This window comes from Chloroflexota bacterium, from assembly GCA_026708035.1.
Lineage (GTDB): Bacteria > Chloroflexota > UBA11872 > UBA11872 > UBA11872 > JAJECS01.
The window spans coordinates 72,698-94,779 of the sequence record JAPOVQ010000035.1 but is presented as its reverse complement, the minus strand read 5'-3'; the positions used below and the strand labels follow the sequence as shown (position 1 = coordinate 94,779).

22 protein-coding genes and 1 tRNA gene are annotated in these 22,082 nt (G+C 70.3%); 14 read left to right on the top strand and 9 right to left on the bottom strand.

Features of this window, described 5'->3' with window-relative positions; all coding sequences use genetic code 11:
• Positions 1 to 10 precede the first annotated feature (10 nt).
• The gene (locus OXG33_14135) at positions 11 to 1,441 is read right to left on the bottom strand and encodes a DUF2851 family protein (GenBank protein ID MCY4115054.1); all 1,431 of its coding nucleotides are present in this window, start codon (positions 1,439 to 1,441) and stop codon (positions 11 to 13) included.
• A 339-nt stretch (positions 1,442 to 1,780) separates the two neighbouring features.
• Here OXG33_14135 and aroF point away from each other — a divergent pair, with 339 nt between their 5' ends.
• The 9 genes from aroF to OXG33_14090 are packed head-to-tail and all read left to right on the top strand — an operon-like array spanning position 1,781 to position 10,594.
• The gene (aroF, locus tag OXG33_14130; protein ID MCY4115053.1) at positions 1,781 to 2,818 is read left to right on the top strand and encodes a 3-deoxy-7-phosphoheptulonate synthase; all 1,038 of its coding nucleotides are present in this window, start codon (positions 1,781 to 1,783) and stop codon (positions 2,816 to 2,818) included.
• On the top strand, positions 2,818 to 4,110 hold the full coding sequence (gene aroA / locus OXG33_14125; GenBank protein MCY4115052.1) for a 3-phosphoshikimate 1-carboxyvinyltransferase: 1,293 nt from the start codon (positions 2,818 to 2,820) through the stop codon (positions 4,108 to 4,110). The genes aroF and aroA overlap by 1 nt, the downstream gene beginning before the upstream one ends.
• Complete coding sequence (aroE, locus tag OXG33_14120) at positions 4,107 to 4,970, top strand: shikimate dehydrogenase (protein ID MCY4115051.1); 864 nt, start codon at positions 4,107 to 4,109, stop codon at positions 4,968 to 4,970. The genes aroA and aroE overlap by 4 nt, the downstream gene beginning before the upstream one ends.
• 4 nt (positions 4,971 to 4,974) lie before the next feature.
• Positions 4,975 to 6,159, top strand: a complete 1,185-nt coding sequence (gene aroC, locus OXG33_14115; GenBank protein MCY4115050.1) for a chorismate synthase — start codon at positions 4,975 to 4,977, stop codon at positions 6,157 to 6,159.
• The gene (gene aroK / locus OXG33_14110; GenBank protein ID MCY4115049.1) at positions 6,156 to 6,704 is read left to right on the top strand and encodes a shikimate kinase AroK; all 549 of its coding nucleotides are present in this window, start codon (positions 6,156 to 6,158) and stop codon (positions 6,702 to 6,704) included. Before aroC ends, aroK begins: the two co-directional genes overlap by 4 nt.
• Positions 6,704 to 7,768, top strand: a complete 1,065-nt coding sequence (aroB, locus tag OXG33_14105) for a 3-dehydroquinate synthase (protein MCY4115048.1) — start codon at positions 6,704 to 6,706, stop codon at positions 7,766 to 7,768. The genes aroK and aroB overlap by 1 nt, the downstream gene beginning before the upstream one ends.
• A gap of 51 nt (positions 7,769 to 7,819) precedes the next feature.
• A complete protein-coding gene (locus tag OXG33_14100) occupies positions 7,820 to 8,644 on the top strand; it encodes a gamma carbonic anhydrase family protein (GenBank protein ID MCY4115047.1) in 825 nt (274 codons plus the stop codon).
• Positions 8,645 to 8,652: 8 nt separating this feature from the next.
• A complete protein-coding gene (gene radC, locus OXG33_14095; protein MCY4115046.1) occupies positions 8,653 to 9,384 on the top strand; it encodes a DNA repair protein RadC in 732 nt (243 codons plus the stop codon).
• 34 nt (positions 9,385 to 9,418) lie between these two features.
• Complete coding sequence (locus tag OXG33_14090) at positions 9,419 to 10,594, top strand: mandelate racemase/muconate lactonizing enzyme family protein (protein MCY4115045.1); 1,176 nt, start codon at positions 9,419 to 9,421, stop codon at positions 10,592 to 10,594.
• A gap of 20 nt (positions 10,595 to 10,614) precedes the next feature.
• On the opposite strand, the gene OXG33_14085 is transcribed toward OXG33_14090, so the two are convergent.
• The 3 genes from OXG33_14085 to OXG33_14075 all read right to left on the bottom strand — a co-directional run bounded on the left by OXG33_14085 (position 10,615) and on the right by OXG33_14075 (position 12,444).
• Complete coding sequence (locus OXG33_14085) at positions 10,615 to 11,394, bottom strand: hypothetical protein (protein MCY4115044.1); 780 nt, start codon at positions 11,392 to 11,394, stop codon at positions 10,615 to 10,617.
• Positions 11,395 to 11,404: 10 nt separating this feature from the next.
• Positions 11,405 to 11,845 carry an SRPBCC family protein gene (locus tag OXG33_14080; protein ID MCY4115043.1) on the bottom strand — a complete coding sequence of 147 codons (441 nt, stop codon included), beginning with the start codon at positions 11,843 to 11,845 and terminating at the stop codon, positions 11,405 to 11,407.
• 113 nt (positions 11,846 to 11,958) lie between these two features.
• Positions 11,959 to 12,444, bottom strand: coding sequence for an HIT family protein (locus OXG33_14075; protein ID MCY4115042.1), 486 nt, complete (start codon positions 12,442 to 12,444; stop codon positions 11,959 to 11,961).
• A 163-nt stretch (positions 12,445 to 12,607) separates the two neighbouring features.
• On the opposite strand from OXG33_14075, the gene OXG33_14070 reads away from it, so the two are divergent.
• A complete protein-coding gene (locus tag OXG33_14070) occupies positions 12,608 to 13,549 on the top strand; it encodes a DUF402 domain-containing protein (protein ID MCY4115041.1) in 942 nt (313 codons plus the stop codon).
• Positions 13,550 to 13,720: 171 nt separating this feature from the next.
• Here the strand turns inward: OXG33_14070 and OXG33_14065 are convergent, their stop codons facing one another.
• Positions 13,721 to 14,203, bottom strand: coding sequence for an HIT domain-containing protein (locus OXG33_14065; protein ID MCY4115040.1), 483 nt, complete (start codon positions 14,201 to 14,203; stop codon positions 13,721 to 13,723).
• Positions 14,204 to 14,262: 59 nt separating this feature from the next.
• Complete coding sequence (locus tag OXG33_14060) at positions 14,263 to 14,760, bottom strand: Rieske (2Fe-2S) protein (GenBank protein ID MCY4115039.1); 498 nt, start codon at positions 14,758 to 14,760, stop codon at positions 14,263 to 14,265.
• Between the two features lie 255 nt (positions 14,761 to 15,015).
• Here OXG33_14060 and OXG33_14055 point away from each other — a divergent pair, with 255 nt between their 5' ends.
• On the top strand, positions 15,016 to 15,951 hold the full coding sequence (locus tag OXG33_14055) for an alpha/beta hydrolase (GenBank protein MCY4115038.1): 936 nt from the start codon (positions 15,016 to 15,018) through the stop codon (positions 15,949 to 15,951).
• Here the strand turns inward: OXG33_14055 and OXG33_14050 are convergent.
• Together OXG33_14050 and OXG33_14045 are read right to left on the bottom strand one after the other, a co-directional pair.
• Positions 15,948 to 16,700 carry a glutamine amidotransferase gene (locus OXG33_14050; protein MCY4115037.1) on the bottom strand — a complete coding sequence of 251 codons (753 nt, stop codon included), beginning with the start codon at positions 16,698 to 16,700 and terminating at the stop codon, positions 15,948 to 15,950. The genes OXG33_14055 and OXG33_14050 overlap by 4 nt on opposite strands.
• Positions 16,697 to 18,091 (bottom strand): MurT ligase domain-containing protein, encoded by a 1,395-nt coding sequence (locus OXG33_14045; protein MCY4115036.1) that lies wholly within the window; start codon positions 18,089 to 18,091, stop codon positions 16,697 to 16,699. Before OXG33_14045 ends, OXG33_14050 begins: the two co-directional genes overlap by 4 nt.
• 21 nt (positions 18,092 to 18,112) lie before the next feature.
• On the opposite strand from OXG33_14045, the gene OXG33_14040 reads away from it, so the two are divergent.
• From OXG33_14040 to OXG33_14030, 3 genes are all read left to right on the top strand, one after another.
• Positions 18,113 to 19,036, top strand: coding sequence for an FAD-binding oxidoreductase (locus OXG33_14040; GenBank protein MCY4115035.1), 924 nt, complete (start codon positions 18,113 to 18,115; stop codon positions 19,034 to 19,036).
• A 37-nt stretch (positions 19,037 to 19,073) separates the two neighbouring features.
• Positions 19,074 to 19,150 (top strand) — tRNA-Pro (locus OXG33_14035).
• 92 nt (positions 19,151 to 19,242) lie between these two features.
• Complete coding sequence (locus OXG33_14030) at positions 19,243 to 20,274, top strand: restriction endonuclease (protein ID MCY4115034.1); 1,032 nt, start codon at positions 19,243 to 19,245, stop codon at positions 20,272 to 20,274.
• Positions 20,275 to 20,318: 44 nt separating this feature from the next.
• On the opposite strand, the gene OXG33_14025 is transcribed toward OXG33_14030, so the two are convergent.
• Positions 20,319 to 21,896, bottom strand: coding sequence for an NAD(P)/FAD-dependent oxidoreductase (locus OXG33_14025; protein MCY4115033.1), 1,578 nt, complete (start codon positions 21,894 to 21,896; stop codon positions 20,319 to 20,321).
• Positions 21,897 to 22,082 lie beyond the last annotated feature (186 nt).

Sequence of the window (22,082 nt, the reverse complement as noted above, 5' to 3'; positions counted from 1 at the left end):
GGCGAAGGCCCTAAGCGGGAGCCGCCGTTTCCACGCCTGGCGTCGTGGCGCAGCGGGCCATCGGACAGACGCCGCAACGCTTGTCCCGGCACCAGCGGCGGTGGAGCCGCAAGAGCCCTTGCTGCGCCGTTGCCCCGCCGAGGCCGCGGCGCTCGATCCCCAGCGTGTGGATCATGTAGCGCGAGTCTTGGTTCCACGCGCCGCCCGGCAGCGCGGCGAGGATCGCGGCGCTCGCCCGCGGCAGGTCGGAATCTCCCTGGGCATGGCCCAGGGCCGCAGCAAACGGGAGCGCGGCGTTGACCAGGATGTCCCTCGCTCGACCGGCGCCCACCAGCGCGGGCGCCGGCCGCCGCGTGGGTTTCCCAAAGTCGAAATGCCGGGCCCAATAGGCGTCGGCTGGCTCGGCAACCTGAAACCGGGCCTGGAGCCGTCGCAGATCCGACGCGCCGGCCGCGCGGCGCACGTCCGCCACCACGGTGTCCACCAGGCTCCGGCCCGGATCCGGCGCGCGCGACAGCAGCCGAGCCGCCGCGGCGATGCGGCGGCTCGGCCGATTGGCCGGCCGCACCGACTGCAGGGTCCAGTCGGACGCTTGCAGGCACGTGAGACGCCCGTAGGACTGCCAGATGCGCTGCAGCGTGCGCGCGTAGCCGTCGGCCGGCGGCCCGCGGCGCTGCAGGGGCAGCAGCCCGGCGGCGCCCATGAGCACGGCCTCGAGCACCGCAAGGCCGGCGTCCTCGGCATTACTCGCCAGCGCCTCGCTGAGCTCGCTGGTCACGCAGCCGCCCAGGACTTCGAAGGCCTCGGCGTTCGGTCGATAGCCCAGCGCGCGCAAGATGGCCTGGTGCAGCGCCTGATCGGGCCCCAGCGCGGCGATGTTGCCTTCCAGCGCCGCCGTGCGCTCGGCATGGCGGCGCTGGCCCTGTCGCTCGATGACGTCGACGGCTTCGCGGCGGGAGGCGGCGTCCGCCGGATCGGAACGTCGGCATGGCAACCCCTCGCGCGCGGGCGACGAGTCGGCCACGACCGGCCCACCGCCCCCGGCAAGCGCGGGACCCAGGGCAATGGTCGGCGGCCCCGCCGCGGGCGGGTGGGCGCACTTCTCCCAGACCAGGTGCAGGCCGACGCCGGCATAGGCCGGATCTCGATCGTGACCGTGGCGCCACCAGTCTGCGACAGCCAGATGCGCCTCGAGGTCGAGGCGGCGCGCCGGCCCGTCGTCGATGCTCACGATGGCGTCGCGAAGATCCGGGCCCGGCAGGCCCGTCCAGCGCCCGGGATAGATGACGGCGACGCTGCGGCCGCTGCTGTCGCGCCACGGACCGCGCCGCACCGCCTCCCGCAGCCAGGCCGCCACCAGCACGGCCTCGGAGGCCGGCCGCTGCCTGTCGCCGTTCAGCGTTGTGCCACTCACTTCGATCCGGCCGGAGCGATCAAGCATATACGCCCCTCCGTCGCAAGCCTTCACGGCAAGACTCAGCGCATCGAATCAAGGCTCCGCGGCGATCGGCGCGGGGCGGAGGGCGCCGCATTGATCGTGACAGTTGTGATTCACCGTTGACGAATCCACGCACCGCGCGCACACTCTCGGCGTACAGGGAGCGCGCGGGCTCACGAATGCCAAGCTTCAGCCGGGTCGAGCGGTATACCTTCGCGTTTATGCGGCCGGCGCGGCTGGGTGTGCACGCCATGTAGCTCCCACGATCGAGAACGCGCCGGCAGCAGAGGTCAAAGCCTCTGCTTTTTTGTTGCCCGGATTCCCCCAAAGGAGAACCTACCCATGATTGTCGTCCTGGCCAAACAGGCCTCCAGCGACCAGATCGAAGCCGTCGCCGGACGCATCCGCGCCGAGGGATTGGAGACGCGGATGCTCTACGGCGTCGAGAAGACCGTGATCGCGGTAATCGGCCACCGGCCGCCCGAGCTACTGCAGCAGGTCCAGCGCATGCCGGGGGTCGAGACCGCCATGCCGGTCGGCGCGCCCTACAAGCTGGCGGCGCGGCGCAACGGGCAGGCGCGCACCGCCATCACCGTCGGCGGCGTCACGATCGGCGACGGCTCGGTCGCCGTCATGGCGGGTCCGTGCACGGTCGAGAGCCGCGATCAACTCATCACCACGGCCGAGCACGTGGCGGCGCAAGGCGCGCAGATTCTTCGCGGCGGCGCGTTCAAGCCGCGCAGCTCGCCCTACAGCTTCCAGGGGATGGGAGCCGAGGGACTGCGGCTGCTCGAGGAAGCCAAAGCGGTGACCGGCTTGCCCGTCGTTACGGAGGTGATCGACCCGCGGCAGGTGGCAGAAATCGCCGACATCGCCGATATCTTGCAGATCGGCACGCGCAACGCGCAGAACTACCCCCTGCTCAACGAGGTGGGGCGTCTGGATACCCCGGTGCTGCTCAAGCGGGGGATGGGCAACACCATTGAAGAGTGGATCATGTGCGCCGAGTACATTTTGGCGGCGGGCAATCCCAATGTGCTGCTCTGCGAGCGCGGCATCCGGACCTTTGAAACCGAATCGCGATTCACGCTCGATCTGAACGCCGTGCCGCTGCTGCGCCGCTCCACGCACTTGCCGGTCGTCGTCGATCCGTCGCAGGGCACCGGCAAGTGGCATATGGTGGAATCCATGACCCTGGCGGCGGTCGCCGCCGGCGCCGACGCCGTGCTGCTGGAGGTGCACCCCTCGCCGGACACGGCGCTCATCGACGGCGCGCAGAGCCTCAGCCTGGAGCATTTCTCGCAGCTCATGCAGAAACTCGTGCCGATGGCGCAGGCGCTGGGGCGACCGGTGCCGGCCGCCGGCGCCGCGGTGACCTGATGCCGCCGGCGCGCGCCCGCGTCGTCCAGCCGGCGCGCCGGCTGCGCGGCGAGCTGCGCGTGGCGGGCGACAAGTCCATCACCCATCGGGCCTATCTGCTCGGCGCGATCGGGTCCGGGGACTCGCGCGTTCGAAGGCCCGGCTTCGGCGCCGATATCGAGGCCTCGGCCGGCGTCGTCGCGGCCCTGGGCGTGGATCACGCCGTGCACGGCGACGAGCTGGTGGTTCGCGGCCGCGGGTTTTCGGGCCTGCGCGAGCCGGCCGACGTGCTGCCGTGCGGCAACAGCGGCACCACGCTGCGCCTCGTCAGCGGCATCCTGGCGGGCCGGCCCTTCCACTCGTTCGTCACCGGCGACGATTCGCTGCGCCGCCGGCCGATGGGGCGGGTGGTCGAGCCGCTGCGCGCGATGGGCGCGCACATCCATGCCCGCGCCGAGGGCACCCGCGCCCCCATGGCCTTCGCGCCGGCCCGGTTGCATGGAGCCCATCTGCGGTCGCCGGTGGCCAGCGCGCAAGTGAAATCGGCCGTGCTGCTCGCCGCGCTGCAAGCCGAGGGGCCGACCTCACTCGAGCAGCCGACGGTGTCACGCGACCACACCGAGCGGCTGCTGCGCGGCCAGGGCGCGTCCGTTTCGACCACCGATGCCAGCGTCACGTGCGAACCCAACGCGGCCCTCGCGCCGCTGGACCTGGACGTTCCCGGCGACTTTTCGTCGGCGGCATTCTGGATCGCGGCGGCCGTGGTGCACCCCGACGCGGCCATCACCATTCGCGACGTCGGCCTGAATCCTCTCCGAACCGGCCTGCTCGACGTGCTGCGCGCCATGGACGCCGACGTGACCGTCGAGGTCGAGCGGCATGAGCCGGAGCCCGTCGGGACCGTCGTGGCCCGATCATCGTCGTTGCGCGCCTCGGATGTGGGCGGCGACCTCGTGCCGCGACTCATCGACGAGGCGCCATTGGTCGCCTTGCTGGCCGTGCACGCCGACGGCGAATCCCGGCTGCGTGACGCCGCCGAGCTGGCCGCCAAGGAGTCCAACCGGCTGCGCACGACGGCCGCCGCGTTGGCCGCGCTGGGCGTCGAGGTTGACGAGCAGCCCGACGGCTTCGCGACCGCCGGGGACCAACGCGTCGGCGGCGGCCGCGCCGACGCCGCCGGCGATCACCGCATCGCCATGCTGGCGGCGGTCGCCGCATTGACCGGTGACGGACCCGTCGCCATCGACGACGCCGACAGCGCTGCCGTGTCCTATCCCGGCTTCTGGGACGACCTGGCGACCCTCAGCGAATGAGCCGCGACCTCCGCTTCGGCGTGATCGGCTGGCCGCTCGGCCACACGCTGTCCCCGGCGTTTCAGCAGGCGGCGCTCGACGCCCTGGGCGTGCCGGCCGTCTATCGCGCCCTCCCGACGACGCCCGACGCTCTGGAATCACGGCTGTTCGAGGCGCGCCGAGGCGCGTGGCGCGGGCTCAACGTCACCATTCCGCACAAGCTGCGCGTGGCCGAGCTGGTCGATTCCCGCACCGCAGCCGCCGAGCGGCTGGACGCGGTCAACACGGTGGACGCGCGCGACGGCCGGCTCATCGGCGACAACACCGACGTGGAAGGCTTTGCGCGCGCGCTCACTGAGCACGGCAGCTTCGATCCGTCCGGTGCCCGCGCCGTACTGGTCGGCGCCGGCGGCGCGGGCCGTGCCGTGGCCTGGGCGCTCGCCGACCTAGGCGTCGCGCACCTCACGTTGGCCAACCGCCGCCGCGACCGCGCCGACGCGCTGGCGGCGGCCCTCGGCGGTCAGCCGCTTGGCGTCACCAGCAGCGGCCTCGACGATCCGGCGCTAGAACGCGAGCTGCGCACGGCTGCGTTGCTCGTGAACGCCACGAGCCTCGGCATGGCTGGAGGCCCGGACCCGCTGGCCGCCCCACTGCCGCTGTCGTGGCTGCACGATGAACTCTTCGTTTGCGACATCGTGTACCGTCCCGCGGAAACGCCCCTGCTGGCGCATGCGCGGTCCATCGGCTGCCGCGTGCTCGGCGGTCTGGAAATGCTGGTCTTGCAGGGCGCCGCCAGCCTCGAGCGATGGCTCGGTCGGCCGGCGCCCGTGGGCACTATGATGGAAGCCGCCCGCCACGCGCTGGCCGCGCCAGGGGCCTAGCACCATGGGACGCCTTCGTTTTCTCACCGCCGGGGAGTCGCACGGCCCCGGACTGACCGTCATCGTCGAGGGGCTGCCGTTCGGTCTTGTCCTCACGGCGGACGACATCAATCCCGACTTGGCGCGCCGGCAGGGCGGCTACGGTCGCGGTGGGCGCATGCAGATCGAGCGCGATCAGGTCACCATCCGCAGCGGCGTGCGCCACGGACGCACCCTGGGCAGTCCGGTGGCCATGCTGCTTGAGAACCGCGACTGGGCCAACTGGCAAGAGAAGATGTCGGTGGAGCCGATCGACGGGGAGATTCCGCCGGTCACCAAGCCCCGACCCGGGCACGCGGACCTGGCGGGTATGGTCAAGTACGGCACCGACGACCTGCGCAATATCTTGGAGCGCTCCAGCGCGCGCGAGACCACCTCGCGGGTGGCCGCCGGCGCGGTGGCGCGGCGGCTGCTGGCGGCCGCCGGCATTGAGATTCGCAGCCGGGCGGCCCGAATCGGTCCGGTGGACGACACGCCCGATCTCGACCCGCTGCAGCCGGAAACCTGGCCCTGGGACGAGGTCGAGACCTCGCCGGTGCGCGCCGTCACCGCGCAGCGCGCCGACGCCATGATCGAAGCCATCGACGCGGCGCGGGAAGCCGGCTCGACTCTTGGCGGCGTCTTCGAGGTCGTGGCGTGGGGCCTGCCCATCGGCCTGGGCAGCCACGTGCACTGGGATCGCAAGCTCGACGGGCGCCTGGCGCAAGCCATCCTGAGCATCAACGCCGTGAAGGGCGTGGAGATCGGCAGCGCCTTCGACAACACCGCGCGCCGGGGCCACGACGTGCACGATGAGATCGACCGCACCCAGGCGCGCGGCTGGACCCGCCTGAGCAACCGCGCCGGGGGCACCGAAGGCGGCATGACCAACGGGCAGCCGCTGATCGTGCGTGGCGCCCTCAAGCCCATCTCGACCATGCGCACCCCGCTGCAAACCGTCGACGTCAAGACCCTCGAGCGCACTCAGGCTCACTTCGAACGCTCGGACGTGTGCGTGGTGCCGGCCGCAGGCGTGATCGGCGAGGCCATGGTGGCGCTGGTGCTCGCCGATGCGCTGCTCGAAAAGTTCGGCGGCGACAACATGGAGGACATCGCGGCCGCGGTGCGCGCGCAGCGGGCGGCCTCGCGGGCCGCTCCCGCCGCCACGTGAGCGGTCGCCGCCCCGTGGACCGAGTGTTCCTCGTGGGCATGAGCGGCGCCGGCAAATCGTCGGTCGCCAGGGCCGCCGCGACTCGACTCGGCTGGACGGCCTGGGACAGCGACGTCGAAATCGCGGCGCGCGACGGCCGGTCGATCCCGCAGATCTTCGCCCAGGACGGCGAGCCGGCCTTTCGCGCCCTGGAGCGGGACGTGGTGGACGAATTGAGCGCGCAACCGCGCGCCGCCGGGGCGCTCGGCGGCGGCGCCATGGCCGACGCAACGACCCGCGAGCGGCTGCTCGCGCGCGGGCTCGTCGCGTGGCTGCAAGTCAGCCCGGACGTCGCCGCCGCCCGCCTGGCGGACGGTCTGGCGGACGAGCCCCGGCCCATGCTCGGCGACGATCCGCGACGCCGCCTCGCCGACTTGATCGCGGCGCGTGAGGCCGCCTATCGGCAGGCCCACGTGCATGTCGACACGGACCAACGCTCGGTGGCCGAAGTTGCCGAGGCGCTGGCCGCCGAGGTGCGCGCCGCCATGGCCTGCCGCCCGGCCTGATGGACACGCTGGACTACATCCAGATCGAGCGCGGCGCCAGCGGCCGGTTGGCGCAGGTGCTGGACCAAGAGGGCCTGCCGCCGCGGGCGTGGGTGATCGCCGACACCACCGTGATGCAGCTGCACGGTCAGCGCATCGTCGGGGAGCTGACGCAGGCCGGCGTCACGGTCGAGTCGCGCGCCGTGCCGCCCGGAGAATCCAGCAAATCGGTCGCCGCGGCCAACGAGCTCTGGGCCTGGTTGGCGGAGCAAGGCGCCGAACGCGGCGACCCGATCATCGCGCTCGGCGGCGGCGTGGTGGGCGACCTGGCCGGATTCGTGGCCGCCGCCTACCTGCGCGGGGTTCCGTTGATCCAGGTGCCGACCACGCTGCTGGCCCAGATCGACAGCAGCGTCGGCGGAAAGGTCGCGGTGGACCTGGCGGCGGGCAAGAACCTCGTCGGCGCCTTCTACCCGGCGCGGCAGAGCGTGATCGATCCCGACCTGCTGGCCACCCTGCCGCACGCGCAGCTCGTGGCCGACTACGCCGAGGTGATCAAGACCGCCATGATCTTCGACGCCGGCATGTTCGAGCTGATCGAGCGGCGCGTCGACGAGCTTGACGACACGGCCTTGCTCGAGGAACTGGTGACGCGCTGCGTGCGCTGGAAGGCGCGGATCGTCGACGAGGACCCGCACGACCGCGGCGCGCGCGCCGTGCTCAACTACGGCCACACCATCGCCCACGCGCTGGAGACCGTGTGCGGCTACGGCGCCTATCGGCACGGCGAGGCGGTGGCCATCGGCATGCGGGGAGCCGCGGCCATCAGCGTCCGCGTGGGCGCGCTGGCTGCAGCCGACGCCGTGCGACAACACGAGTTGCTGCGGCATGTCGGCTTGTCGCAGTCCTACATGAATTCCGCGCCCGACGACCTGCTGCAGGCCATGCAGCGGGACAAGAAAGTACGCGGCGGACGCATCCAGTGGGTGCTGGCCGAGCGCATCGGCGCGGCCAGTCCGGGGCATCACGTGAACCCTCACATCGTGCGGGACGTGCTGCACGAGCTGCGCGCCCCGGCCGCATGAGCCCGCCGCCTCTACAATCGGGCATGCCTCTCCGGCCCAGGACAACCTAGCGTGGAGCCGCTCGGCCGCGGGATCACCGTGGCGCTGGCGCTGGCGGCCGCCTTCGCGGCGGCGGCGTGGGTGGCCGGCGCCATCTGGGCGCACTACGACATCGGGCGGCGCACCCAGGACATCTACGTGCGCCTGTTCGCCACCCTGATGGTGCTGCTGCTCGGACCCATTGGCGCCGTGCTCTATCTGATCCTGCGGCCCCGCGAAACGCTCGACGACGCCTACCTGCGCGCGTTGCAGGAAGAAGTGCTGCTGCGGGACATGGGCCCGTCGCCCGCGGCGGAGCCCGCCCCAAGCTTGCTGGCGATTAACGGCAAGGCGCCCACCATCGGCCGCGGCGCCTTCGTGGCGCCCGGGGCCAAGCTCATAGGCGACGTGCGCCTCGGGGACGGCGCCAGCGTGTGGTTCAACACGGTGATCCGCGCCGACATTGCGCCGGTGATCATCGGCGCGGGCACGAACATCCAGGATGGCTGCGTGCTGCACGTGGACCCGGGCGTCCCGCTGCGCATCGGGGCCGACGTCACCGTGGGGCACATGGCCGTCCTGCACGCCTGCATCATCGAGGACGAGTGCCTCATCGGCATCCAGTCCACCGTGCTCAGCGGGTCACACGTGCGCCGTCACTCCATCGTCGGCGCCGCCGCGCTGGTGCCGGAGAACAAGGAGTTTCCCGAATCGTCGTTGCTGGTCGGCGTGCCGGCGCGGCCGATGCGCGACGTCACGGCGCAGGAGGTCCAGCACCTGATCGTGGAGCGCGCGGCGGAATACCGCGCGCTGGCGGGCGACGAGCGCGACGCCGGCCACAACACCGCGGCGGGCTGATTCGCCCGATGGCCGCCGCGCCCGACGACCAGCGACCGGGCTACAGCGTTCGCATTCGCGACATGGCGGCCGCCAACCGCCCGCGCGAGCGGCTGGCCCAGGATGGCGCCGAGGCCCTGAGCGAGGCCGAGCTGCTGGCCATCATCCTGCGCGTCGGTTCGGACCGCGGCAGCGCCGTTGAGCTGGCCCAGTCGCTGCTCTCGGAAATGGGCGGTTTGTCGGCGCTCGAGAATGCGAGCGTGGCCGAGCTTTGCGCGCACCACGGCATCGGCCGCGCCAAGGCCGTGCAGATCAAGGCGGCGCTGCAACTCGGGCGCCGGCTTCAACGCGAGCCCTTGGACGAGCGCCCCGAAATCCGCAGCCCGGAGGACGCGGCGCGCATCCTGGCGCCGCGCATAGCCGCGCTGCCGCGCGAGACGCTGCAAGTCATCCTGCTCGACGGACGGCATCGCATGATGGATCTGGCGCCGATTGCGGAAGGCCGGGTCAACACCGTGGGCGCCAGCATGGCGGACGTGTTTCGGGACGCCGTGCGGCGGGATTGTCCCGCGGTGATCCTGGCGCACAACCACCCCTCGGGCGATCCCTCGCCGTCTGACGACGACGCCAAGCTCACGCGCACGGCCGCGGAGGCCGGCAAGCTCCTGGGCGTCGAAGTCTTGGACCACCTGGTGATCGCCCGCGGTCCGACCGACCCGCCCAACTTCGTGAGCCTGCGCGAGCACGGGATGGAGTGGTAGCCGTGCCACTCCGCACCGGCCGGACGACTCACGCGTGTCACGGATCAGCGTCCGGATGAAGGTCACGTCGGTCGAGCCGCTGCAATGCGACGCGGGCTGGACGGCCTGGACCTTCGTGAAGGTCAGCACGGACGCGGGCATCACCGGCTACGGCGAGTGCACCGACTGGCGCGGGGCGCACGCGCTGGCCGGCGGAATCCGCGACCTGGCCCCGCTGGTGGTGGGGCGCGATGCGGGCGCCATCCGCGCCGTCGTGCGCGATCTCAGCCGTCACACGCAGCAGAATCTGGGTGGGCTGCTGACCAAGTGCATCGCGGGCATCGAGCTGGCGCTGTGGGACATCCAGGGCAAGGCGCTTGGGGTGCCGGTGCATCGGCTCCTGGGCGGTCCCACGCGCGACCGCGTGCGGCTCTATTGGTCGCACTTCGGCAGCTACCGCGCGCGCAGCCCGGAGGTTCTCGGCACCCCGCCCCTGCGGACCTGGGACGACGTCGCGGAGCTGGGCCGGGACGCCGTGCGCCGTGGCTACACGGCGCTCAAGACCAACATCTTCGCGCCGGGCGCGCCGGCGAACTTCTGGACGCGGGGGGACGCCAACCTCGACCACGAGACGCTCGACACCGCCGTGCGCCTGATCGGCACGCTGCGCGAGGCCGTGGGGCCGCGCGTCGACATCTGCCTCGACCTCAACTTCCGCTTTCGCCCGGAAGCCTGCATCAGGCTCGTCCGGGCGCTGGAGCCGTTCGACCTGCGCTGGATCGAGATCGACATGTACGACCCGGCCGCGCTGCGGGACATCCGCGATGCCGCGCCCATGCCGCTGGCCTCACTCGAAAGCCTCAACACCGTGCGCGACTTCCTGCCGTTCCTGGAGGGACACGCCGTGGACGTGGCGGTGATCGACGTGCCGTGGAACGGCATGGCCCAGTCGGTGGAGATCGCCACGCTCGCCGCGACTTACGAAATCAACGTCGCGCCGCACAACTACTACAGCCACCTGGCCACGTTCATCGCGGCGCAGTGGAGCGCCTGCGTCACCAACCTGGCCATGATGGAGGTCGACGTGGACTCGGCGCCCTGGCGCGACGACATCGTGACCGCGCTGCCCGAGATCGCCGACGGCCATATGCGCATCCCCACCGCGCCGGGCTGGGGCACGGACCTCGACGAAGCGGCGATCGCCGAGCATCCCTGGCCGCGGCCCGGGTAGCCGCCGAATCCGCGCCGTCCTCAGCCGGACTTGCGGCGTGTAAATCGCAGGCCGGACCAGACGCGATCGATGGACGCGATCTTGTAGTCCACAAGCCCACGGGCCAGCCCGGTTTCGCGCACCACACGCTCGGATAGATCGGACACCACGCCGGAGGTCTTCTTGGGCCAGCAGATCCACAGCCCGCCGGCACCCGCCTTTTCTCCGTAACGCGCGACCCGCCGCTTCAGATCGCGACGCGAGCCGACGAACCAGACGATCAGATCGCAGCGACCCTGCGCGCGGCGGCGCAGGGTCACGTCGAGCGGCAGCTCGCCCAGGGTGCGCTCGAAGTCGTCGGGCGCGCCCACCAGCGCCACGGCATAGCCGGACTTGATGCCGAGCTTTCGCGGCAACGGCGTGCCCGAGTAGCCGGCAAGGTTCGACCCCGGCACCACCGGGTCTGTAGGCGGTTGGGCCATCGACTGCGCCAAGTCCTGGTGGATACCCGCCCAGTCGGTGTAAACCGCATCCGGCAGCAGTTCGCGCGCGCGGTCGACCTTGGCCGGGTCCCCATCCACGAACACCAGCGGAATCTCTCGCGTGGACTTTGCCTGCCGCAGCGCCGCGCCCAAATCGCGCCCGTGCGACGGCAGGCGACTCAGATCGATGACGACAGCATCCGGCGGATCGGCGCGCAGCGCCCGCAGTCCGGCCGGGTCCAACGGCGCGTGGTCAACCTGCAGCTCGCCCGCTGCCAGCCGCGCCGCCCGTCCTGCGGCCTCGTCGGCATTCCAATGAATCAGGCGAATGCGCGGCATCGCGGTCGAATCAGGCGGCTTCGACCAGGTCCTTGAGCGCGCGCAGGTGCTTGCGGCCCAGCGAGCGCGTCAGCCAGCCGAACAGCAACCCCATCAGGCGCACGAACCACGAGGTCGAACCCACGTCCACGACGGTGATTACCGTCGTGCCGCCGTCGACGGGCGTGAGCCGGTATTCGACGACCATCGAGTAGGAGCCGCCGGTCGTGCGCGAGCCCCAGCAGGCGCCCGGGTCGTAGGTCGTGATCTCGCCCAGGTATTCGGTGACGCGCCAGCCTTCGCGGATGCGCTGGGTGAACGTGGCGCCCACGGCGTTGTCGGGATCGAACTCGGACGCGTAGTCGAACGTCTCGACGCCTTCCTGCCACTCGCCGCGGCGGTCGGTATCAGCGAGCAGCGCAAACACGTCGTCGGGCGAGGCGTCGATACGGATCTGGGCGATTTCTTGCATGGGTGTCTCTCGGCTGCCGTTGACCCCCATTGTGGCGCAGGTCGGCCGCCATTCGGGAATTCGGGTTGCCGACGGTGATGGATACCGAAACTGCCCCAACAAGGCATTGGCGGCTATTTGAGGTCGGAATCAAGCTCCGCCCGCAGCATGCCTGCACGGCATGCGCGTTCGTCCGGTGGCGCCCGGAAGCGTTCCGCCGTGCGCTCGTAGAGACGGTCGTTGGGCCAACGCGGCAGCACGTGGAGGTGGTAGTGCCAGACCTCTTGCCCGCCCCCGGGGCCGTTGTGCTGACGCGTGGAAACGCCCTCGCAGCGATAGACGCTGGTCATGGCCACGGCGACACGCTGCGCCGCCGCGTGAATCCGCGCGGCGGCCGCGATCGGCAGGTCGAAGATGGACTCGTAGTGCGCGTTGGGGATCACGATCACCGATCCCTCGTTTCGCGGCCACCAGTGGGAGCCGACAAACGCCGTCACGTCCGGCGTCCGCAGCACGTCGGCCTCCGCGCCGCCGCGAACCGTACCGCCAAATACCCCGCGTGCGATGCGGCAGAACGGGCAGTCGTAGCCCGACGGAGCGTAGGTCAAGGCGGTTTCCATGCGTCAGTATCGCCCTGACGCCGCGCGGCATCGAGTGTTGACACCCGGCGGACAAGGCGTCTCGGGTAGACACACAACATCCTCCGCCTAGACTGCCGGCCGGGAATGCTACGGATCATCGCCGGAAGAGGCTCGCATCTCTGAGAACGCCGCTGAGGCCACGATGCGACCCGGGCAGCAAGTCACCGTGCGCAAGCTGCCGTGGCATGGCGACACGCCCAAGTGGGAGTGCCGGGCGCTGGTGCACGAGGTGACGACCGAAGGCTTCACGATCGCGGTCCCCGCCGGCACGGACTTCCGCATGGCGGACGGTTCCTCGTGGTCCGGGCAGGACGCCAGCCTGGACCGCTATTGGCACGGCGCGTGGCGCCAGGTGATGGAGCTGTCGACGCCGGGCCGGCATTGGTACGTGAACGTCATCCGTCCAGTGGAGATCAGTGGCGGCGTCGTGACTTGGCGCGACCTGATCGTGGACGTCGAGGCGTATCCCGACGGCGCGTATCACCTCGCGGACATTCCGGAGCTGGTGGGCGCTCGCGCGGCGCTGCCTGCGGCGGACTTCGAGCGCGTACGGCAGGAGATCGTCGCGATCGTGGACGACATTGCGGCCGCGCGCCCGCCGTTCGTTCGGGCCGAACCGGGTGCGCCGTACGGCTCGGAGGAGTCGCGCTTCTGGCTGATTCCCGGCGCGGGCGACGGCCTGGCGGTGGTCGGCGAACTCGACGGCGCCGGGCGCACGTCCTTGGAACGCATGTTCGCGCGCCTGAACCCGGCTTCCGTGCACGATGCGTTCGTGAATCCCCTGATGGTGCTGCCACCCGACGCGCCGCCGCGCGACGGCGTGCTCATCGCCGGAGCGCCCGGTGAGCTGGATCGGCTGGTGCCGCACGCGCGCGCCGCGCTGGGCATCTACGGCGGACGCACGCTGGTCACGCTCGCGCTGGCGCGAGAACACGAAATGGAGCCGCTGGCGGAGTTCCACGCGGCGCTGGATGGATCCGACGAGGCACTGACGATGCGCCTGGACGCGGCGCTGCGACTCTCGGGCATTGCCGCGCGCGGCGTCGTCACCGCGCCGCGCTTCGTTGCCGCGTCCTGGTTCTAGTCGGCGCAAAGCCTGCGGTACAGAGCACCCAATTGCGCGGTCCGAAAGCCGGGCCGGGATTCCCGCCTCCGCGGAAATGACGGATAGGGGCCGGGCAAGACTGACAAGGCCTGACCCTCACCCTGGCCCTCTCCCTTCCAGGGAGAGGGGATCGGACCTCGCCCGAGGCTCCTACCGCGGCGGCGGATCGGCCTCCAGCGCCACGCGGTAGTCCGAGATGATGCGATCCACCTCGGCCTGGTCCGCGCCCGGCAGCTCGCCGCCGGCAACCTGGCGAAACGTGTCGCTGAGGCTCCAGGCCACCGCGTCGTTGGGCATCTTGGCGTAACGGGGCGCCAGGTGGGCGTGCATGTGCGGCACGCTCTCGCCGAACGCGACGACGTAGATCCGCAGCGCGCCGGTCACCTGCTCGAGCGTGCGCGTGAGATGCCGCAGCACCGGACCGAAGTTCTCGGTCTCCTCGTCGGTGAAGTGCGCCGGGCCCTGCACGTGCCGCTGGGGATGCAGCATCATCCAGCCGGCCAGCGGCGCCGGCGGGGGCGTGTGACGCACGAACCACAGGTCGTTGGCGAAGATGACGCCGCCGGGACTCGGGGCCTCTCCGGCGTTGGCGTGGCACACGTCGCAGGCGGAGTCGTAAGAGGGATGTCTCATGAGCGTGAACGCTCCTCACGCAGTGGTTCGGTCGTCACGCGGCGCATCATGCCACGGCGCTACGGTTGGAGCGCCTGCCCAGGGTCGTAAGCCTCCCGCTGCCGGATGGCCCCCAGGCCGGTGCGCACCACCAGCGCCTCGCCGCTCAAGCCCACCGGAAAGAGATCCATCGGGCGCTCAGCGGGACCCGTCAGTCGCTCGCCGCTGAGGGCGAAGCGCGAAAAGTGGCAGCGGCACTCGAACACGCCGTCGCGCGGGGGCGGAATCGGGCAGCCGAGGTGCGGGCAGCGCTCATAAAGCGCCAGGAACCCATCGGCAAGTCGCACCAAGTGGAATTGGCCGTCCGCCCAGTGGCGTGACTCGCCAACCTGGTAGTCATCGGGCCGGCCCACGCGAATCGTGCCGCCAAAGCGCCTCGTGGCCGGCGTCCAGGCGAGACGCCACGCGGCGCCGATGCCGATCGCGCCAAGCGCGCCCACCAGCGGCGGCACGAAGCTGCGCCGCAACCACCACCGGCGCGAGCGACGTTCGCCGGGCGCGTCACGCAGGGCGGTCACAGCGTCGCGTGGGTGTGGTGTCCAGATCGAACCTCGGGGGCGTGCCTTCACAGCGGGCGCGGCCAGTGTAGGTGGCGGGGCGGTAGTGACGGTGGGGCGACGTGATCCGGCATGCCCCAGACCCCCTCACCCCAACCCTCTCCCTTGGGAGAGGGGGCCGGACCGGCAGGGAAGCAGGAGCCGGGCCGTTAGGTGAGGGAGCGCGGGGGGCAGGAGGTGCTAGCGTGCCGGGGCGACGTTGCCTGCGGACTTCCGATGCGTCAGGTGGTGCTAGCGGCGGTGCTGGCGGCGGCCGCCGGGGTGCTTGCCGTCCGGCGTCGTTTGCAGCCGCCCCGGGAACCCACACCGGTAGGCCCCGCGGCCGACGGGGCCGGATTCATCGAGGTGGACGGCTCGGCCTATCACGCGCGAGTGACGGGCGACGGCCCGCCGGTGGTGTTTCTGCACGGCTTCCTGAGCACGGCCGGCGTATGGGATCCGGTGATCGACCGGCTCGGACCGGGCCATCGCTGCGTGGCGGTGGACCTGCCGGGGTTCGGTCGCTCAGCCAAGGGCGCGTCCGTCCCTGCGGGAGTCTGGGGACGCGCGGAGTGGCTGCGCGCTCTGCTGGACACTCTACAACTCGACGCGGTGACGTTGGTCGGCGCCTCCATGGGCGGGCAGACGGCGCTGGCCTTCGCCGGCCGCTATCCGTCGCGGGTGCGAAATCTGGTGCTCGTCGCGCCATTCGCCCGCGAGCCGGACCCATATCCGGCGCGCGACGCGTGGACCTGGCCCCTGGTCGTCTGGCTCTTCGAGCGCAGCATGTTCAGCCGGCGCTGGCTCGCCTGGCGCCAGCGGCAGCAGATGGCGAAGCCGCACCGGCTGCCCGCTGGCCGCATTGACGAGCTGTTCCGCCAGACCCAGACGCCCGGCTTTCTGGAAGGAATCCACGACGGCTATATCCAGCCGCCGGTCGACGACCTCCGCGAGCAGCTGGCCGACGTGCGTGCGCCGGTGCTGGTGCTTTGGGGCGCCGGCGACCGCACGCTTTCCGTTGAGCTGGGCCGCGAGGTCGCGGCGCGCGTGCCCGACGGGCGCTTGCGGGTGATTGCCGGCGCCGGGCATTCCGTGCAGCTCGACGAACCGGAAATCGTGGCACAGGCGATCCGGGTGGCCATGAACGACGCTCAAGGAGCGCCGCCCGCCTAGCGACGTGCCGAAACCCCCACGATCCGCAGCGCGGCCCGATGGGCCCGCCACTCGACATCGTCGTCCAGCGGTGCGAGGGCGTACTCCGGGTCTACACGCCGCAGCGCCATGGCGAGCAGGTGGTCGGCCAGGTGCGGGTTCTTCGGCAGCAGCGACCCATGCATATACGTGCCGATAGCGGCGCCCGCCAGGGCCCCTTCGCCGCCGTCCGTGCCGTTGTTGCCAAACCCCTTGACGACCGCGGCCAGCGGTCGCGCGCCGGCGCCCAGATAGGTGCGGCCGCCGTGGTTCTCGAACCCGATGAGATCGGATCCCTCCCAACGGCAGGCGATGTTGCCGATGCAACGCGCCACCTTGGGCCCGGGGTGCACAGTCTCCATGTCGAAGATGCCGAGCCCTTGCATCGCGGTGCCGTCGGCGTCGCGGTAGGACCGCCCCATCAGCTGATAGCCGCCGCATACGGCCAACATGGCCGCGCCGTCGGCGATATCGCGTCCAATGTGATCGGCATGCCGCCGCGACAGGCCCTCGCTGGCGGCTCGCTGCTGGCGGTCCTGACCGCCGCCGATCACGTAGATGTCCTGCGGATCGTCCAGCGAATCACCCCAGGCGACCGTGGTGACCCGGAGTTCGATCCCGCGCCAGGCGCAGCGCTGTTGCAGGCAGGTCACGTTGCCGCGGTCCGCGTAGAGATTCATCAGATCGGGGTACAGATATGCCAGCCGCAGCGTCGGGCCGTCGGCGGTCACGCGTCGCTCCAGTAGGGAGTCGTCCAGCCCCGCGCGACGCACACGGCCCGCACGTCCAGCATCGCCGTATAGGTGGCGACGACCGCCAGCCGGCCGCCAGCGCGGCTCAGCGCCCGATCAAGCGGTTCGGTAATGCCCGGCTCGATCTCGACGCCTCCGGCCAATGGCTGCACCCCGGCGTATTTCACGCGCAACTCCAGGTCACGAGCCCGCCGACCGCCAAGCGTGAGCCGACGCGGTCGCAGGCGCTCGAACTCCACGTCCCAAATCCACGAGACATCCTCGCCGTCGGCGACGCCGTCGTTCAGCAGCACCAGCGTATCCAGCCGTTCCGGCTCGGCGGCCAGCAGATCCAGGACCTGGTTGGCGCTGGTGGGATTTTTGGTGAGCAGCAGCACGATCTCCCCGTGAGGAGTCGGGATCACTTCCGCGCGGCCAAAGGCGGGGCCGGTTTGGGCCACGGCATCCAGCGCCTCCGCCGGTCCAATGCCGATCGCCCGCGCGGCGGCTACGGCGGCGGCGACGTTGTAGGCGCTGTAGAGACCCGGCAGCGGTACGTCCGCCTCGGATTGCCAGCCGTCGGCCGTCAGGGTGAGGTTCAATCCGTCAACTCCGCGGGGTTGGGCGGCCACGATGGCCACGTCGGGCGAGGGGCGCACCAGGTCGCCCGCCGGACAGCGCCAGCGGCCCAGATGCGCAAAGGCGACGGCGTCGTAAGTCAGCGGTTCACCGCACGTGGGACAGCCGCGGACGTCGGCCCAGGGATCAAGCTCCCCCGCCGCGCCCAAGCGGTCGCTGCCGAACCAATCCACGCGACCCGGGTGAACCTCGGCCACCGACGTCACCAGCGGATCGTCGGCGTTGGCGAGGACGGTTGCCGTGTCGGGCAGCCCCGCAATGACCTCGCGCCAGGCGCCGGCGGTCGTGTCGATCTCGCCGTAGCGATCGAGCTGATCTCGAAACAGGTTCAACAGCACCACGAGCGTCGGCGATAGGCGCGGCAGCAGGGACGCGAGCGCCCACTCATCCACCTCGAAGACGCCAACCGCCGACCGTTCACGACGTTGTCCGCCGTGCCACGCGGCGCGCCGCGCCAGCGCCGCCGCGATGCCGCGCTCCAGATTCGATCCCGTGGGGTTGGTCCAGACCTCGTGACCCGACGCGCGCAGCGCCGCCGCAATCAGCGCCGTGGTCGTGGTCTTGCCGTTGGTGCCGCTGACGAGCACCAGCCGCGAGAGGCTATTGAGGGCATCGGGCACGTAGTGCGGCCAAACCGCCTGAGCCACGAGCCCGCTGATGGCGGTTCCCCCGCCGCGTCGAGTCAAGCGGGACACGGCGGTCGCCGCGCGCGCGGTGGCCGTGGCCGCCGCGCGTTGGATCCGCCGTCTCAAGGCGTGCGAACCGATCGCCGCATGAACGTTGGTCCGGTGCTCATGGCCGATTCTGGGTCGTGGACGGCCCCCGCGCTACCCTTTGCCCGCATGCGCCATCCGCCGGCCGATCTGACGCCGCCCACCATAGCCGCGCTGGGCGCCGCGCTGGCCGAGGCCCGGCACATTCGCATCGTGGGCACGCAGAGCCTGGCCTCACGCACGGCGCCGCCGCCGCCAAATGCCCTGGTGGTCACGACCGCTGCGCTCAACGAGATCCAGATCGAGCCGCTCGACTTGATCGCGCGCGTGCGGGCCGGCGTGACGCTGGCCGATTTGCGGCAGCGCCTTTGGGAACACGGACTGGTGTGGCCGGTCGAGCGGCTGGAGCCCGACGGCACCGTGGGCGGGCTGATCGCGTCCGGTCGCGGATCGGCGGTGCGCGCGGATGACGCGCCGGCGCGACGGTGGATCCTCGGCGCCACGGTAGTGCTGGCCTCGGGCGAGACCATTCACGTCGGGGGCGCCACGGTCAAATTCTCGGCGGGATATGGCCTCACACACGCCATGTGGGGCTCCGGCGGACACCTGGGCGCACTCGCCGAAGTGACGCTGCGTCTGCGCCATGCCGCGCCGGGTGATGCGATCGGCGCCGACGCACGCCCGGAGCTGAGCCAGGTGCTTGCGTCGCCCGTCGAGGTGCGGGCCGAGGAGCTGCCGTCCGGATGGAGTGAGGCCGAGTGGGAAGCTTTCGCACCCGCGATGCCACGGGTCGTCAGCGCCGATGGCTCCCGCGCGCTCATCGGCTGTCCAAGTCCCGGGGTAGCTGCGGCCGTTGCGAATGCCATCCAAGACCGGGGCGGCTGGTCTGCCATCGACCGCCCCCTGGCGGCGCCAATGCCACCATCCGATGATGCCTGGACCCCCCTTAGGGATGCTCTCGACCCCGAGCGAGCCCTGGTCTAGCCGACTGGCGTCGCCGCTCGCCTATACTGGCGGGTATCGGGGCGTGGCGCAGCCAGGTAGCGCGCATCGTTCGGGACGATGAGGTCGGAGGTTCAAATCCTCTCGCCCCGACCAACGAATTCATCCATTGGCGCTCTTGCCGTGTTCACATGCGAGCCGAAGACGGTGGGATTTGAGGTCGCCGTGCTTCCAGGGGAGGTTGCCGCGTGAACGCACAAGACGCAGTTGCTGTGGTCCTCCTTGACGCCGACGGGCCTCTTCACTATCGCGAGATTACCGAGCGAATACTGACCCGCGCGCTATGGGCTACGGCAGCCAAGAAGCCTTCAGATTCCGTGTACGCGCAGATCTCCGGGGAAATGAAGAGAAAGGGCAATGCCGCTCGGTTCGTTCGCACTGGCCGCGGCCGCTTTGCGCTGAATCCGTCGATCGTCCCAGACGCTGGGTCGGCTCACCCGCAGGAAGTCGATACGCGGCAAGAGGTCGGCGCTGCCCCGCGCAGCCTGTCATTCACCGATGCAGCCGAACGGGTACTGGGCGAGTCTGGCAGTCAAGAGCCGTTGCACTACAAGACGATCACGCAGCGCGCGATTTATCAAGGCCTTATTCGCACCGAAGGGCGCACTCCGGCAGCATCGATGTATTCAATGATTTGGGGTGAGGTCCGGCGTCAGGAAGAGCACGGTGAGACGCCTCGCTTTGACTGGCACGGCCGCGGCATGGTTGGACTAACTGCCTGGCTGCCGAGCGAGGTCGTGGTTCTGATCGAGGAAAGAAACAAGGAAGTTCGCCAGGCGCTGCTTGAGCGTGCACGCAGCGGTTCCCCTGCCGATTTCGAGAACCTCGTCGGAGAGCTCCTTACAGCGATGGGCTTCGAGGATGTCAGCGTGACCAACGCCTCTGGAGACGGCGGCGTAGACGTTCGCGGCATCCTGGTCGTTGGTGGTGCGGTGCGGATTCGCATGGCGGTGCAGGCGAAACGCTGGAAGGGAAACGTGCAAGCGCCAGTGGTTCAGCAAGTGCGCGGATCGCTCGGAGCGCACGAGCAGGGACTCATCATCACGACCAGTGATTTCAGTAGCGGGGCCAAGAAGGAGGCGGAGCGCGCAGACGCGGCTCCAGTCGCTCTTGTCGGTGGCGAGCAACTCGCTGCGCTATTGGCCGAGCATCAGATCGGTGCGCGGGTCGAGAGCTACGAGCTCTACACGCTTGATGAGGGCGTCAACGCCCGCAACTAACGCCCTGACCGAACCGAGTAGACGCCCGGATGCCGATCAGGCTTTCAGCGGCCGAGCGCTTGCAGCACCACATGCGCCGCGTTGTGGCCGGGCGCGCCGGTCACCTCACCGCCGGGATGCGTGCCGGCCCCGCAGAGGAAGAGGCCTTCGACCGGCGTCCGATAGTCCGACCAACCCGGCAGCGGTCGCCGCGAGAGGATCTGCTGCGGAATGAGATCGATGTGCCGGATGTTGCCGTCGGTGAGTCCGATGCGCTCCTCGATGTCCTCCGGCGTCAGCAGCGTCCAGTCGATGATGGCGTCCCTGAAGTTTGGAGCGTAGGCCGTCAGCTCGTCGATCAGCCACTCGCCAAACGGCTGGCGCAATTCCGACCAGGAGCCGTCGCGGATATGCGGCGGCACGAAGAACACCCACATCGACAGGATGTGGCGGCCTTCCGGAGCGATCGTCGGGTCGTACACGGTGGGGATCTGCACCTGGACGATCGGCGTGGTGGGCACACGGCCGTGCTTCGCGTCGTTCCAGCTCCGCTCCGCGTTCTCGACCGAGGGGCAGAGATTGATCATCGCCAGGTGCTCCGGGTTGTAGTCGTCGCCCAGGTAAGCGGAAAAGTCGGGCAACTCCCGCAGCGCGCAAAGGAACTTGGCCGAGGCCGAATCGGTTTTCAGCGCCTTGACCGCCTCGAGGAATTCCGCGTCAAGATCGGTCTCGTCCAGCAGCTTGAGAAAGGTCCGTTTGGGATCCGCGTTCGACAGCACGATGTCGGCTTCGACGACCTCCCCATCGCGCAGCTGGACGCCCGTGACCCGGCCCCGCTCCACCAAAACGCGTCGCACCTCGGCGCCGGTCCTGATGGAAACGCCGGCTGCCTCGGCGGAGCGGGCGAGCGACTGGGTGATGCCGCCCATGCCGCCGCGGACGATGCCGTAGTTCTCCGTATCTTCCCGGAAGGCGCTGAAGCGGTAGAGGGCCGTGATGTAGGCGCTGCCCGGCGCGCCGATGTCGCCCATGTCCCAGGTGCTGGTGCTCATCGCCGCCCTGACCTGGTCCGAGACGAAGTAATGCTCGATCAGCTCCCTGAACGGGACCGTGAGCAGGGTCTCCAGCAGCTCCTCCTCGTCCTCGCGGCGAAACCGCTCGGAAAGCTCGGCCAGCGAGGGCGGCGGGCGCAGGTAGTAGTCGCTGAGGATGCCGACGGCGCGGTGCCAAAAGTCGGCCCAATCCATCCAGGCGTCGGCGTCCTCCGGCGAAATCTTGCGGATTTCCTCGACCGTCTGCTCGTCGTCGTGCCAGAGCGTGAGCGCCGTGCCGTTGGGGTGGGGATGGACGCGCGACGGATCGATGGGGTAGACGTGGAAACCGTGACGGCGCAGCTCGAGCTCGTCGATGACCTTCTGCTGCAGGATGTGGCAGACATAGGAACAGGTGGAGACGTTGAATCCGGGAAACCACTCCTCGGTCACCGCCGCGCCGCCGACGACGTCCCGGCGCTCGAGGACCTGGACGTCCAGGCCGGCCCGCCCAAGGTAGCCGGCGGCGACGAGACCATTGTGTCCGGCGCCAACGATGACGACTCGAGGATTCTCAGCCATGGTCAGGCCCTCGGTCTGTTTCGCGGCCATAATGGCAAACTCGTGCGACATGGGCACTGGGCGGACTCGGCCCCGGACCGCCCAACCGCCGCTGCGCTCGACCTTGTGGGGAGGCGCCAACGCCATGGGGCGTATACGCAGGGGCCGGCGTTCTCGACGGCGGAGTTTCCGACGTGACTGCGGTCGGTTGACGTCAGCGGCTGCGGCCCCTGCGTC